At 62.8% G+C, this 13,928-nt stretch carries 12 protein-coding genes and 1 pseudogene; 5 read left to right on the top strand and 8 right to left on the bottom strand.

Features of this window, described 5'->3' with window-relative positions:
• Positions 1 to 242 precede the first annotated feature (242 nt).
• Positions 243 to 854 (bottom strand): hypothetical protein, encoded by a 612-nt coding sequence (locus tag B9A95_RS29345; protein WP_084051157.1) that lies wholly within the window; start codon positions 852 to 854, stop codon positions 243 to 245.
• Between the two features lie 86 nt (positions 855 to 940).
• On the opposite strand from B9A95_RS29345, the gene B9A95_RS29340 reads away from it, so the two are divergent.
• The gene (locus B9A95_RS29340; protein WP_084051156.1) at positions 941 to 2,323 is read left to right on the top strand and encodes an MFS transporter; all 1,383 of its coding nucleotides are present in this window, start codon (positions 941 to 943) and stop codon (positions 2,321 to 2,323) included.
• Between the two features lie 206 nt (positions 2,324 to 2,529).
• On the opposite strand, the gene B9A95_RS32895 is transcribed toward B9A95_RS29340, so the two are convergent.
• The 3 genes from B9A95_RS32895 to B9A95_RS29325 form a co-directional block, all read right to left on the bottom strand.
• Positions 2,530 to 2,886, bottom strand: coding sequence for a hypothetical protein (locus B9A95_RS32895; RefSeq protein ID WP_139807143.1), 357 nt, complete (start codon positions 2,884 to 2,886; stop codon positions 2,530 to 2,532).
• Positions 2,887 to 3,125: 239 nt separating this feature from the next.
• Positions 3,126 to 4,025 carry a ParB/RepB/Spo0J family partition protein gene (locus tag B9A95_RS29330; RefSeq protein WP_084051154.1) on the bottom strand — a complete coding sequence of 300 codons (900 nt, stop codon included), beginning with the start codon at positions 4,023 to 4,025 and terminating at the stop codon, positions 3,126 to 3,128.
• Positions 4,022 to 4,792 carry a ParA family protein gene (locus B9A95_RS29325; RefSeq protein ID WP_084051264.1) on the bottom strand — a complete coding sequence of 257 codons (771 nt, stop codon included), beginning with the start codon at positions 4,790 to 4,792 and terminating at the stop codon, positions 4,022 to 4,024. Before B9A95_RS29325 ends, B9A95_RS29330 begins: the two co-directional genes overlap by 4 nt.
• 965 nt (positions 4,793 to 5,757) lie before the next feature.
• Between B9A95_RS29325 and B9A95_RS29315 the strand changes: the two genes are divergently transcribed.
• Complete coding sequence (locus B9A95_RS29315; protein ID WP_084051152.1) at positions 5,758 to 5,979, top strand: hypothetical protein; 222 nt, start codon at positions 5,758 to 5,760, stop codon at positions 5,977 to 5,979.
• 575 nt (positions 5,980 to 6,554) lie between these two features.
• Here the strand turns inward: B9A95_RS29315 and dkgB are convergent.
• Both dkgB and B9A95_RS29305 read right to left on the bottom strand, forming a co-directional pair.
• Positions 6,555 to 7,364: a 2,5-didehydrogluconate reductase DkgB gene (gene dkgB, locus B9A95_RS29310; protein ID WP_084051263.1), complete on the bottom strand. Its 810-nt coding sequence runs from the start codon at positions 7,362 to 7,364 to the stop codon at positions 6,555 to 6,557.
• 255 nt (positions 7,365 to 7,619) lie between these two features.
• A pseudogene (locus B9A95_RS29305) lies at positions 7,620 to 8,264 on the bottom strand (transposase domain-containing protein); the annotation flags it as partial.
• Between the two features lie 312 nt (positions 8,265 to 8,576).
• Between B9A95_RS29305 and B9A95_RS29300 the strand changes: the two are divergent.
• Together B9A95_RS29300 and B9A95_RS29295 are read left to right on the top strand one after the other, a co-directional pair.
• Positions 8,577 to 9,158, top strand: coding sequence for a GAF domain-containing protein (locus B9A95_RS29300; protein WP_342744633.1), 582 nt, complete (start codon positions 8,577 to 8,579; stop codon positions 9,156 to 9,158).
• A 494-nt stretch (positions 9,159 to 9,652) separates the two neighbouring features.
• Complete coding sequence (locus tag B9A95_RS29295; RefSeq protein ID WP_084051150.1) at positions 9,653 to 10,171, top strand: hypothetical protein; 519 nt, start codon at positions 9,653 to 9,655, stop codon at positions 10,169 to 10,171.
• 194 nt (positions 10,172 to 10,365) lie between these two features.
• Here the strand turns inward: B9A95_RS29295 and B9A95_RS29290 are convergent, their stop codons facing one another.
• Together B9A95_RS29290 and B9A95_RS29285 are read right to left on the bottom strand one after the other, a co-directional pair.
• Positions 10,366 to 10,635 (bottom strand): hypothetical protein, encoded by a 270-nt coding sequence (locus B9A95_RS29290; RefSeq protein ID WP_084051149.1) that lies wholly within the window; start codon positions 10,633 to 10,635, stop codon positions 10,366 to 10,368.
• Positions 10,636 to 10,895: 260 nt separating this feature from the next.
• Positions 10,896 to 11,366, bottom strand: a complete 471-nt coding sequence (locus B9A95_RS29285; RefSeq protein WP_245808574.1) for a YbjN domain-containing protein — start codon at positions 11,364 to 11,366, stop codon at positions 10,896 to 10,898.
• 747 nt (positions 11,367 to 12,113) lie between these two features.
• On the opposite strand from B9A95_RS29285, the gene B9A95_RS29280 reads away from it, so the two are divergent.
• Positions 12,114 to 13,292, top strand: coding sequence for an MFS transporter (locus B9A95_RS29280; RefSeq protein WP_342744632.1), 1,179 nt, complete (start codon positions 12,114 to 12,116; stop codon positions 13,290 to 13,292).
• Positions 13,293 to 13,928: the final 636 nt, after the last annotated feature.

The raw sequence follows: 13,928 nt of genomic DNA, 5'->3' as shown, positions 1-13,928 counted from the left end.
TACAACGTGTCGGCAAACAAGGGTGACAAAGCTGCGGCCATGTTCTTTGCATTCCAGCGTGAGCGGCCGATCGCTCATCCCCCCCGTTCAGCGAACGGCGGGGGGCGGCTGGCCACAAAACTGCGCCGCATGAGGGCCAGTACATGGCGAAAAAGAGGACCTTCCGGAGCGGCGCCTGAGTAGGGCCAGGGCAACCCGGTGGGATGGGCCTGCCTTGGAAGATGGAGTGCAGCCTTTGGTGGCTAGCGCCCCTGGTCGACGGGTCGGCCGAGTGGTACGAGATCGCACAGTATGCCGTAACGCTTTGCTCCGCGCTTCGACTGGTAGCGCTGGTGCAGCTCAAAGAGCTCTTCTGCAAAGGCCTCCGCATCGGCTGGGTCGAGGAAGAGTGCAGCGCTCCGAATCTGGAGGAGGCCGGGAATATGCTCCACCGGTTCCGCTCCACCCTCCTGCGCATTCAGCGTCCACTGCAAGGCCCCTTTGTCACCGAGTTCCACCACAACCTCCTTGAGCCGTGGAGTCGGTGCGTACTGCAGTTGCTGGCCCACCTGCTCCTTCCAGTACCTTCCGTGTTGCATGGCCTGCAGCGTCTGATCACTCAGAAGGGAGGCCGGAATACGGAAGGAACTCTGCGCCGCGCGGTAGACCTTGCAGGGCCGTCCCCGCCGGGATTGCTCGCGAACCAGTTCCAGAAGGCCCTCCCGGCAAAATCGCCCGACCCGGTAATGCAGCGTGCCCAGCGGCACCCCCAGTTCCACTGCAGCCTGCCCCACTGTCCGTTCGCCACGCATAAATGGCTTGAGCAAGCACGCCACATCAGGCCGGCAGAGCAGTTCTGCTGCCTCAGAACTCAAGACCTCCTGGATTCCGGATGGCATCATGGTTTCTCTACTCTAATCTGGTTGTTTTCACAAAAGTAGAGGTCTCTTAGCGTTGAGGTATGCCTTCTCTTGGTGGCCTGCGCGGCTATACGGTGATCTGGACCGGTCAGTTTTTCAGCTCTCTGGGTGCCAACATGACGGCCTTCGCGCTGTCATTGTGGTTGTGGGAGCGAACGGGCAGCGCGACTGCCCTGGCAACGGTGCCCTTCATCGTCTTTCTGCCCCTGATTTTCATCACGCCCCTCGTTGGGGCACTGGTTGACCGCTGGAACCAGCACTTGAAGCGGGTCATGATGATTGGCGACGCTGCCCGGCTCCTGACCAGCCTGGTTCTACTGGCCCTCCTCTCCTCAGGCCACCTCGCGCTGCCCTGGTTGTACCTCCTGATCTTCGTTGAAGCGGCGCTCGGTGCCTTTCAGTGGCCCGCCGATTCTGCCGCGACCACCGTGATGCTTCGTCAGGAGGATTACGCCCGTGCAGGTGGCATTCAGAGCGTGGTGGGGTCGGCGAGCACCATCCTCGCGCCGGTCCTGGGAGCGCTGCTGTACAAGCAGGTGGGCCTGAGCGGCCTCGTCCTGCTCGACCTTCTGGGCAGCCTGGTGGCGCTCCTGACCTTGGTGCCCGTGATCGTGCCCAGACCGCCCCGGGGCCAGGCCCGTGGGGCAGCACCAGCAAACCTTTGGCATGAAGCGTTGTACGGCTTCCGGTTTATCCTCGCCAGTCCGCATCTTCTGACCCTGCAACTCGTTTTTCTGTTCGGCAACCTGATAAATGGCCTGACAATGGCGTTGTTCACTCCTCTGATTCTTGCCCGGAGTGGCAACAACGCCGGCGCGCTGGCCACCACCCAGATGGCGGGCGGCATCGGTGGCGTGCTGGTTGGGCTGACCATTGCGGGTTGGGGGGGACCGAAGCGCCGAATCCACGGTGTGTTGATCGGGTGGACCATCAGCATGACGGCCATATTGGTCAACGGCCTGGCGCAGAGCGTATGGCCCTGGGTACTGGGAGCACTCATTGGCGCTCTTGGGGCACCGGTGACGAACAGCAGCAATCAGGCCATCTGGCAGAGCAAGACACCCGCGGACATACAGGGCAAGGTCTTCGCCGCGCGGCGGGTGATCGCGATGCTTGCGCTGCCGCTCTCGACATTGGTTGCAGGGCCGCTTGTGGACCGGTGGCTGAATCCCGCGATGCTCCCGGGAGGATCGCTGGCCCCCATCTTTGGTCGCGTCGTGGGAAGTGGACCGGGAGCGGGGATAAGCCTTCTCTTCGTCTTCGTTGGATTGTTCGGCCTCCTGGTGATGCTCGGGATGTACGGCGTACGTCACGTCCGCGACGTGGAGCAACTCGTTCCAGACGTTCAAGAGCTTCCAGCGTGTGACCACTCAGCGGCGGGGCTGGACTTGCCCGCAGCAACACCACGGCCCACTTCATCTTGAAGACCCACCGTGTCTGCCTTGTTTTGCTCCGGGTTGGTGTGCCGTTTGCGTCCAGCATGTAGGCCAGGAACAGCGGAAACTGCCCAGAAGGGCAAAGGCAGACCGCCGGGGCAACACGCGGCGCCGCCGGGCAGCAGAGGCTGCGCAGCGGGCGTGTATTGCGTGGTCTTCCACGGGTGGGCGACGTCCCGCCCGAAATGCCTCGCTCAAGGTGCTCGCGCCGCATATGCGTTCCCGGGGAATGCCGAGCAGGTGAACGCTGTCCGGCCTGCCGGACAGCACGCCGAAGCAGCGCTCCGGCCAACCGTCCAGGGTGCCGCGGTCGTGGGCGGGGCGAGCGGGCGGTGAGCGAGACCAGTTGGGTCAGGGGCGTGCCGAACCTGAAGTCCGCTGGCCTCGCTCACCGCCGGGTTGCCGGTCACGCCCAGGCCCATCACCTCCAGCGAGTTGGGCCTGTCCCCGTGGATGTCCACGCGCAGGCCGGAGGTGAAGGCCGTAAAGGCGCTGCTGCGTAGGATGAGGTGGCCCTGACCGGTCATCTCGGGCGTGCCGAGGCGGCGCATGAGGCTCCGCACCGCGCCCAGCGCAGCGTAAGGGACGGGGACGTGGGCCTGGCGGGCAGCGTGTACTGGTCGCTATGGGCGCGGGTGAGGTCGGTGCGCAAGGAGGACCGGCTGGTGGCTTGCGCGGCGTGATGTTTCCCCTGTTCACCGCCCGCGCGGTGTGTCTCCTGCGTCCGAGTTGCGTGACCTGAACAGCAAAAACCGCCCCAGCGCAGGGACGGGAAAGGAGGAGGTGAACTTTAGCCCCCGCTTTGCTCCAGGGCCTGGCGGACGCTCTGCGGCATCTTGTCGAGCCACAGTTCCAGGGCCTTGACGTCCGCAGGCTGCAACCGGGTGAGCAGGCGGCGGCTGGAGAGCTGCTTGCCAATCTGCACCGCCCGGTGGACGTGCGGAGCTGGGAGCTGGGCGGCGGCCTTGAGACGGGCCACCTCCGCTTGCAGCTCCACCCGGCTTGCTCCACTCTGGGCAAGCCGTAGCAGGTCGGCGTGGTGCTCTTCCGGCGCGGCAGCGACCACGCCCGCGAGGGTGAAGGGCAGGCCTGACCGCAGCGCACCGAGGATGGCCTCTGGCCATTTCAGGATACGGAGCTTGTTCTTGGCGAAGGCTTCCCACGTCTCGCCGAACACGCCGAACAGGCGGGAGACCGCCTCGTGGTCTGCCCCTGGCGCCTCACGCAGCAGCTGCATGAGGCGAGGACGGGCCTCCTCGCGGGGAAGATCGAGGGTCAGGGCCACCAGGTCAAGCTTGGCGTCCACCTCGTCGATGACGTTCAAGTTCTCCCGCTGAAGGTTCTCCACGAGGGCGGCGGCACGCGACTCTCGGTCATTCAATTCGCGGATGATCACGGGCACCTCCGTTAACCCGGCCAGCTGCGCCGCCCGCCAGCGCCGCTCGCCCGCCACGATCTCGTGACCACCTTCCACGGGGCGCACAAGGAGGGGCTGGAGCACGCCCTGCTCCCGAAGACTCGCCGCCAGGCTGGCGAGCCCCGCCCCGTCGAAGGACCGGCGGGGCTGCGCCGCAGTGGGGTGAAGGGCTGCGACGGGCAGGGTATGCGTGGCCGGCTTGGGCTGGAGCAACTCGGCCGACTTGCCGAGCAGGCCGCTGAGGTCCTCGCGGACAGGCCGCTTGCGGGTCATGCCTGCACTTCCGGCCCGGGCACACCCAGGGCCCCCGCGACCGCCCGGGCAGCCTGAAGAACGTCTTGGTGAACGGGGCTGCCCGCCGAGTACACGCCGACCGGTTGTCCGGCGGTCGAACTGTCCAGCCATACGGCTCCCCGGAACGGAACCGGCCTGGCCAGGTCAGGCAGGTGACGGCGCAGCTCTTCGAGCACCTCGCGGTCGTGTAGGCGGCGGCCGTCATACATGGTGGGGACGTACAGGCCCACCCGCAGCTCCGGGCGTAGGCGGTGATACAGCTCCAGCGCGCTCTGCAAGCCAGGCAGGGCGTCCAGGCCCTTTTGCTGGGTCAGGACGGGCACGATCAGCATGTCCGCAGCGAGCGCCCCCAGGGCCGCGAGTTGCCCAAGGCTCGGTGGGCTGTCGATCAGCACGGCGTCATACTGGTCGGCCACCTTCTGAAGGGCGTGCCGCAGGGTGAGGACCGCGCCGATCTGGCCGCTGATCTGGGCCTCGGAGAGCGCAAGGGTGACGTGGGAGGGGATCAGGTGCAGGCCATGCGCTTCGCGGGGCGTCGGGAGGGGCTTATTCTCCACGGCAACCGCATATACCGTCTCGTCGAGCGACACGTCGCGGATCCCCAGCCACCGGGTAAGGCTGGCCTGAGGATCGAGATCCACCAGGAGGACCCGGCTTCCGGCCTGAGCGAGCTCATATCCAATGTCGCGCGTGAGGCTCGTCTTCCCAGCGCCTCCAGCATGGTTGAACACCGTCGCTGTCTTCATCGACCGCACCATAACGCAGGTCCGTTCTTACCAGTAAGAACGGGAGCGGTGCGGCCCACCTGGAGCCCTCAGCGTAACCGAGCGTGCCGCAGTGAGAGCGGCAGCACGGTGCTCGGGGCAGGAAGGGGAGAGGTGCACATCCCGAAATCAGAGATCCGGGACGACCCCAGGCCTGCGCTGCAGCCAGACGGGAAGGAGCCCTTCAGGTTCCGCGTGGACACCTCTGTGTGGGAGCCCGAGGCCGGAGACATCACCGCCTGGCCAGGCGGTGACTGGGGGATTACGGTGATCGAGTCGCTGGGCGTTTGGGTCCAGGCCGGGCGCTGAACAAACGGGCGGAGGCCAGGGGAGGCCTCTGCCTCCCTTGTCTGCGTGGCGCTCCAGGAACCGTGCCGGGCCGCGGCGCCGTCCCCGAACAGGATGAGCACATTCTTTCCGCCCTTACCGGTACCCACCGCCAGCAGGACACCCCGCTGGGGCGCCGTTCGGGGAGATTGGCCTGGCGTGCCGCGGCGAGGCAGGCGTGGTGCCCTCCCTCCTCCAGCCAGCGGTGCCGGCCAGGGGCCGCAAACCCGGCAGGCCCGCCGACCAGTCGGGCGGAGCGCAGCCAGCACCCACCGCTGCCCTGCGCACTCAGGTGGGCGGTCACCACGTCGATATCACCACGACCGTCTCGTCGGCCGCCACACCTCCGGCTACCGTGGCCTGCTGGGAGCCGGCGTAGACTCCAAACCGGGATTTCAAAGACGGCCCCTGCTTTCAGGGCGTACGCTCTCCGCCGCCACTGCAAGGCGCCGGTGCACGGTGCCCTTCTTGTGTTGAAAAGCGTGGTGTGCGGTGAGGCCACCCATACGCATCCTGCCCGAGTTGTGCAGAAACTGCTCGGGTTCACGTCCTCCCTATTTCTGAACCGGGCTTCAGCTTCTCCTCGTGCGCGGCGCACCTTGAGGTGGAAGCTTAGGCGCATGCCTGACAAAGACGACAAAAACAGTGGTCACACCAGCCTGCCGGACCAGTACGACCGCAACAAGCAGGAAGTCCACGAGATCGGGCACGACCGTAAACCCTCATTCAAGGGTGTAAACGACAGGGAAGCGACCGCGCCGCGCAACAACGAGCACGAGGACGTCAAGGAGCGGGGTGACGTTGAAGAGGCCCGCAGCGTTCCCGCCTCCAAGCAGGGCTGACCTGATCACGCCGTATTTCCTCGTGACCGGTAAAATTCCAGCTGCTCAGTTCCTGGGAAATGCCCCGCAGTGATCCGGGCCGCTCGCACCTGGAAAGAACCAGGAGGCAGCTTCTTCAGATTGAGGCCCCCAAGCCGTAATGCCTGTAGCGTTCCGCTTCCAGGAGCGGAGGCCCTCCCGGGCTTCCCGCTGTACTCCGGAGCGGCTCTGCCGATGGTGAAGCCTTTCCGCTCCAGATCTCGTCCGAGAAGTTGGTACACAGGCCGCCCGAGGACAGGTGATGGAACGCCTCACGGCACTCCATTCACTCTTCGTGCATTTGTTCGAATTCCGCCGTGAGGGCTGCCCCTCCACCCACGGCGGAATTCGAACAAATGCCCATTCAAGTTCGCTCGCGCTGCTCGGCCAAAAGAAGCCCTCTTTTTTGACAGGTGCTCTAAATGGCTCTGGGCAGTGATCTCCTCTCCCGCCTGAAGTCCGGAGTGCTTTCGTACGGCACAAGACGCTGAAGACGCGGCAAAGGGTAGACAGCCCCAGACGGCTGAACTGGTCCCTTTGCCTCCGGAACACAGCGTTCAGTCCCAGTCAGGCCGAGCACTTTCGGGAGAAGCAATACGAGCACTTTCGCCCTGCTCAAGCGCAGCAATCCTGTCCAAATCATCCGATGTGAGGACAAGATTTTGGGACTTCAGATTGCTTTCCAGATTCTCCCGTTTTGTAGAGGATGGAATTACCGCAAAGCCTTGCCCCATTGCCCATGCCAAGGCCACTTGGGCGGGGGTCGCGTCGTGCCTACGGGCAATGTCTTGAAGAACTTCGTCATTCATCACTTTTCCCACGGCCAATGTCATGTACGAAGTTAAGTGAACACCTTCCTTCTGGGCGAATTCGACGAGTTTCCGGTTTTGCAGGTAGGGGTGAATTTCCACCTGGTTTGTAGCGATGGCTGTCTCACCCAAAATCTCGCGGGCTTGTACAAGTCCAGCAATGTTGAAGTTTGACACGCCTACTTGCTTGGTAAGACCTCGTGCTTGCGCTTCAGCCAGAGCTGTTAGGTATTCTTCGGGCTTGACTTCTCCCTTAGGGACTGGCCAGTGGATCAACGTCAAGTCCACTTGATCGACCCTCAACTTATCCAAGCTTTCCTGTAGGCTGGAAAGAAGTGCATCACGACTGAAATTTTCAGGTTTAATTTTTGTCGTCAGGAATATCTCGCTCCTGGGCAAGCCTGACTCCTGCAGCACCTCTCCTATTTCTGCTTCATTCCCGTATCCCTGTGCGGTGTCAATTGCGCGGTAGCCAAGACCCAGGGCAGTACGGACAGTATTGCGAACGACATCATCCTTGAGGCGAAAGGTTCCGAGGCCAAAACGTGGAACGGTCATAAACTTACCCCCTGTGAGAGCAATACAGTAGCGCTTTGCGTCCGTGGTTGCGCACAAGGTTGATTCTCCTTTTTTGCACCTCTTTCGTTCTGTGTTCTGCGCAACTGCCTAAGCACCACAGAAGAAGTATGAAGAAAATAACGACCACTATCCCGTTTGTAATTTGTGCAGGTTCGGGCATCTTCACCCCTGAAGAAGCTCATACCCACGGGCGAGTGGCCTGCAGTCGAAGTTCAGGTCACCCGCAGCCCCCCCCTCACGCCTCACACGAAGGGCGCTGCGCAGGTGACGCTGTCGGAGAGCGGCAGGCACGGTGGTTCGGGTGAGTGAAACGTGGAGATTCGGGCATACGGGGCGGGGAATTCCTCGGTTCGTCATCGCCGTTTGAAGTCCAGGCGTGGCCGCTGCCGGGTGGGACGATGCAGTGGTTCGGTCAGGTTGTCATGCCGTGCACAGGAGGTGCCCTGGACGTGCTCCAGATCTTGGAGCACAGTGAGTTTCCGAATTGCTGCGCCGGAACTCCAGCACCTGCCGGTGGGCATGCACTCGGGAACCTTGTACTCGCCGGGCAGCGGGGTGAAGAGGGTCCGGGCCGCCTCCGTATCCCGGTGAGGCTGAAGCGGGATGTCGGGCACGGTGCTGCACCCGTCTTTGCCCTCTACAGCCAGTGCTTCACTCCCCCCACCTTCACGCAGACCCCGTCAGACTTTTTGGTAGCGGAGTACCTCAGTGGGCAAGGGAGCGAACATGATGTTCCTCTGCCCCAGGGTCTCGGGACTGACGGTGCTCCCACGCCCGTACCGCACCTCCAGGACGTCTCGCCGGATGAGGGGGAAGCGGTGGTGCCAGATTCAATGAGGCCCTGGGGAAACGTTGACGGTACAGCTCCAGATCGCTCACGGCGCACCACCCTACTCGCTTGAAGTGACCTGGGCCGCACGCGCTGACCCGCCCTTGCCTTTCCCCAGGTTCAGCCCAAAACCTGCTGTGGGCTTGACCGACTCGCCCACTGAAACGGTGAAATGGACCGAGAGGCCAAGCTCCGGAATTCGTCTTCACTCCTGAGCCCCTGCCGCCGGCGCACAGGGACAGGGGCTTTTTCCTCTCTAGAGGAGATGTTCCGTTTATGAGTACGACGTAAAGACTGGCTAACCGTAGGAAAAGATACGTTTTTCACGGCAGCGGAACCATTGAGAACCTATATAAGGTGACGTGATAGTTCGGGAATCGTCGGCGAACACAGGCTATGCTGAAACCGTTCGTTCTCACATCGCGGAGCGCGTTTACGAGCAGAAATACTACGGCGTCTCCCTCAGTGCCGTTGCTGAGGTCGCCGCTATGACGTACCAGGTTCCCATTGCGCTGCTCACCCTCGTTGGAAAAACGCACCAGTACTTCAAAGCGGCTGTAGGAACTGGTCCCGAACCAACGCCGGTTGAATTGACCTTCTGCCGCCACACCGTTCAGTCCGACGAGGTGCTGGTCGTTCCCGATGCCCAAGCGGATCCCCGCTTTCGGGAAAATCCATTTGTGACGGGCGACCCCCACATCCGTTTCTATGCCGGTGCACCACTCAAAGTTGGGGGGGTGCGGGTGGGGAGTCTGTGTATCCTCGACGTGCAGCCCCGCACCTTGACGGCCAGGGAGGCGGAGAACCTGGCGTATTCCGCGTACACGGCTTCCTCCATCCTGGAATACCAGCAGCCCGCTTCCAGGGGTCCGTTCCAGCTGCTGAACTTTGAGCAGTGGCGAACAGCCCGTTTACGCTCTGCCCGTCAGGCGGCTTTGCCCTGAGCCAGGCCAGGCGACCTCTGCGCGCTGCGCCCCTGATCATCACCCCTTACGCCCCCATTTCCCTTCTCTGCGTCCGTTCCGGCTGGCAGCATGGAGGAGACTTTTGGGCGTGAGGAGAACTCCTGGGGAGCTCACCCTCTTCCGCTGAGGTCGGTGGCACCGCAGAGCATGGTGGGGTGTTCCAACTCCTCGGCAATTCAGATCAGGGGAGGTGTTGATCTGGCCCATGACGCCTACCTCCATTGCAATAAGGAGAGCCACGCGAATACCAGCCGTTTCCCACGCGGTCTGCCGTGCTGGGAACTGGGGGCGGCGCCAAAAATCCTGAAACCCGTGCTCGGCGAAGAGAAAAAGTGATTGAGACTGTGACGAAGGGGACGTGAGTCAGGACTGGACGCTTGAGGGGACGAGGGCTGCAAGACTTGCGCCCAGGCGTGGATGAGGGACGTTTGCACGTCCAAAGGTTGGCGGTGTAATGCAATATAAGGAGCGTCATGAAGCGGTCTTTCCTGCTGCTGCTGTCCCTCGGCTCCGTCGCTTCCGCCGTCCCGCTTCTGGGAACTCCCGGATCATTCTTCGAGAGCGGTTTGTGCCGTACGTACCGTTGCAGCCTCAGTTCCCGGGAGTCGCTGGGCGGCGGAGTGGTGGACTTCCGTTATACGCTCGCGCCTGAGCGCGCTCCTCAGGCAGGGGAGATTCCTGAAGCCGGACCGACCCTCTCGGTGATTCGCGTCAACAACGTGGTGACGTCACTGGGGTACGCGCAGGGAGCGCAAGACACCCTTCTGTATCCAGGGTCTTACCTCTTGAAGCTTCTCTCGCGGACGTTTACCTTCGCAGCCGGTAGCGCGGTTTCCGAAGCCACGTTACGGCAACTCGAGGGGCGTTGTGGCGAGGCAGACGGCCAGCAAGTGGAGGTGAAGGTGCCGGTCGGCCGCTTCACCCTCTCGTGCGTCAACTCCTACGGCGAATACACCAACGCGCGCCGCGTGGCGTTCCGACTCTACCGCTGAGCAGAAGGCCAAAGCCACGTGGGTGTCCACGCGTACAGCTCCTGTTCGACCGGTCCTGGCCGAGGTGTACCTATTTGCTGCTGAATCTCCACGGCATCGTGCCCTCCGCGCCACCGCAGCAGAGGGGAATCCGCTTGCCGCCCACGATGACGCTCTTGATAGCTACCAGGTTGCCATCCCTGCCGTAGCAGTCCTCAGGCGTCTTCGCTCAGGTGGCGCAGGTCTGCCTGCCTGACCGGCAGGGCCATGGAGATGACCTTGCTCGCGGGACCGGGCGAAGCGTGGGCGACGAGCACCACGTCACCGAACCTCGTTGTATCTCCCCGGGGGGTGGTGGCGTGGCCTGGGCCATCTTTGTTGTCCAGCGAAGTCCAGCGGTAGGACCTGCAAAACGCCGAGGTGGAAAACGCCTTGCTGGTGCCCGGTACGCCTTGGGCCAGCGCGGAACCGCACAGCAGGGCCACAGCCGCCGCAAAGGCCCGGCGTCATTCGCACTCCACGGAAAAAAGGCAGTTCCAACGTACCAGCGTTTTCCTGCGGACATTGCGCCCAGCACCGGCCTACTGGGCGTGGTGCCGGAGCCGGGCGCAAGTGCAGAGCGCTCAAGAAATGCGGAAGTCCTAGCGACACTCAGCCTGAACGTGGTGAGCCTTGCAAGGCGCGCGGTACGGGCCGTGCCCACCAGGGATGTGGAGTTGGGGAATGGAGACGGGGGAGAGCAAGCTTACTTGAAGAACTCCTCCTCGAAGTCGCCGAGATCATCCAGGTAAGCCTGCATCCAGGCCAGCAGAGCGGCTTTGGTGTAACCGCCACGCAGAATGAAACTGCTGTCAACGTACGTATTGTCCTCGAGGACGTACGCATGCGTGTAGTGATGCGTGTTCCACCGGTTGACGTCTTCCACGGTGAGTTTGACGGCATCGGGACCGTCGTAGATGCTGGCTGTGACCCGGAGGCAGGCGTCATCGATGCCCTGACCAGCGCACCCGCTGAACCACATGCCCAGTTCGTACTTCCCCGCCACCAGGGTAAAACTCAAGTCCTCGTTCCCCGAGGCAGGGGAAACGGTCACGCGGTACCCAGCAGTACCGAACACCTTGGCAACGGTGGCGGGTGTTGCTGCAAGGACCTGAGTGGGAGGGGCGGTGACCGCCGGACCCCCGGCACCGCCGGCCGACGCGGAGCTGAGCGTCACGAGGAAGAACGGGAGCGTGGTCCATGACGCCATGGACCGTGCCGGCCGGTTGGAGACCGTCTGTTCTGAACGTTTAGAAACGGAAGGGAGATTGGGGGACGGCATGGGCGACCTCTCTTTCGGGCCCACCCTATAAGTCGCCGGATGACAAACCGGTGACGGGGCACAGGGAAATTGGCCCCCTCGCAGGGAGGGACGACCAGGAGAAGCGGAAGCGTGGGCGCCCTCAGGAAGAACGTGGGGTGCCTTGCGGGACGCACTGTACGGGCTGAGGGGCGAACTGCTCCTGACCGGCATGACCGTCCTGGTCGTTCGGTGCCTTCCACGGCAGGCAACACCGTCTGCAGGGGCTGCGCCACCGCGGTGATCATCCCGCCCAGTTGCTTACTGGCGCCGGTTCAAGAAAGGCATCTGTAGACACCCATCCGGGCTTCCTCATGACGTGGCTGCAGGACCTGTGGCTCGGCCGCTGCCTACCCACCCTCCTTCTAAAGCCTTAGAATTTGTTAAGGTATGCCAGGAAGTTCACACAGTGCACACACGCTGGCACCAATCCCCCCGAGTGAAGTTCTTAATTTCACGTGGCTGCACTCGCTTTGGTCTTCTCCCTGACCCAGCACCAACCCCACATGAGTGGTCCGCCGCATTCCGCCGGCCACAGCACAGGTGTAGGAACGTACAAGACGGGCTGGCTTCGCAACGGCAACCGCTGACCAGAGCGGAGCATCTCGAGCAAGGGAGCATGGAATGACCCATACCACCTCTATACCGGCTGTTTTCCCTGGACTTGCTCCCCGAATCTGGGCACTCTTTTTCCTGAATGGCCTCCTCTTTTCCTCGTGGGCCGTGCAGATCCCAGCTGTTCAGGAGCGCCTTTCACTCAGCCCCTTGCACCTCTCTGGACTGCTGTTCGCCATCATGCTGGGAAACGTCCTGGCACTTGCGCCGGTAAGCGGGGTGTTGCGGAAATGGGGCGCAAAAACAGCCGTTCTGCTGAGTATCGCGGTGATGAGTGCTGGACTCCTCGGCCTGGCGTGGAGTCCAAGCGTCCCGCTCGCGGTCATCGGCCTCCTGGTCTACGGCATTGGCTTCGGGGGCGTTGACCTGGTCCTGAACGCCACTGGCACCTGGCTTGAAGACGAGTTGCAGCGCCCCATCATGTCAGGCTTTCACGCTGCATTCTCCGTAGGAGCACTCGTGGGGGCGGTCACCGGAGGCTTCTTCCTCACGCAGGGCGTTTCTCTGGGGGGGCACCTGGGCACCATCAGTTTGCTGGTTGGGTTGGTTGGAGGTGCGTTCGCCTTGCCGCTCCCAAGCCGCCTTACGTCTGGGTCCACAGCGAATGAGCGGGGGCGTCCAAGCCTCCTGTTGTGCCTGATTCTCGTGGCCGGGTTCAGCGCCGCCTTATGTGAAGGCGCCGTCAACGACTGGGCCGTGGTCTATCTCAAGGGGATTCTGGATGTTCCCGCCTCAGCTGCCAGTGTGGGTTTTACCAGCTTCGCCGTCATGATGGTGGTCGGCCGGGTGTTTGGCAACCGCCTGAGTGCCGCGCTCGGGCGCAGCCGATTGGCCACAGCAGCAGCCCTTTTGGCCACTGTGGGTTTCCTCGCGCTGCAGTGGGCGGGGGAGGCCTTTTTCCTGGGTTTGATGGGATTCGCACTGGTCGGCCTGGGGCTGTCCGTGTTGGCTCCGCTGGGGTTCAGCGCGGCGTGGCAGGTGGGGCAAGCGCGGGGCGTTGCTCTGATGACTGGCATTTTTTACGGTGGTTTTCTGGCCGGGCCACCTCTGGTGGGCATGGTCGTTCACGCCTCGACACTGCAAGCGGCGTTTGCGCTGCCCCTGCTGCTGGCGCTCGTCAGCGTGGTGCTGGCCGGAGGCTTGAAGGTGTATGCCGAACAGCAGCAGGACATCCACGCCCTCGCCTAGCCTCAACCGGTACCAGTCAGTTCCTGTCTTGACCCTTCCAGAAGCAAAGCGCAATGAATTTGCTTGGCAACCCCACGGGGGTTGTGCGGGCAGAAATCGCGGCGCCCTCTCCAGGCCTGGCTCGACTGACGTTGGCGGCCGGTCTCGCGGAGTGCACGCACGCCTTGCGCAACCTCCTCCACCTGTGGTGACGGAAGCGGGCAGTCTCCTGCACGGTCGCTTCCCGAAAACGCCGGCCCCGACAGCCCACCTGACCTGGCGTTGAGCCACTTGTCAGCCTGATCCCCACGCAACCCCCTCCGGTTCGAGGTGGCGGGGCTGTCCTCCAGATGGGTCCCACGCCGATGCGTGGTTTTCGGTAGGAACAGAGCGCAACGCATAGGCTTGACTTTAGGCGTATCTAGGGGTATCTTGTAGAAATCAAGGCGACCCCTTCGGTTGCCTTCTTCGTTGAGACACGGGCCAGATGACAGTCCTGTGGCGAACGATGGTTAAAAAGTTTCAGGCAGGGCAAAGACAGCGAAAACGTTGTCTTATAGGCTCTCCAGGTGTTCACGCCATACTTTTTCATCCGCGAAGGGAAGCGTTCACCTTCTCAAAAACGAACGTGCGAGTGGGACGGAAGTAGGCCCCCGG

This window comes from Deinococcus hopiensis KR-140 (assembly GCF_900176165.1).
In the GTDB taxonomy this organism is placed as follows: domain Bacteria; phylum Deinococcota; class Deinococci; order Deinococcales; family Deinococcaceae; genus Deinococcus; species Deinococcus hopiensis.
The sequence above is the reverse complement of the archived record's forward strand: the minus strand, read 5'-3'. Positions and strand labels throughout refer to the sequence as shown.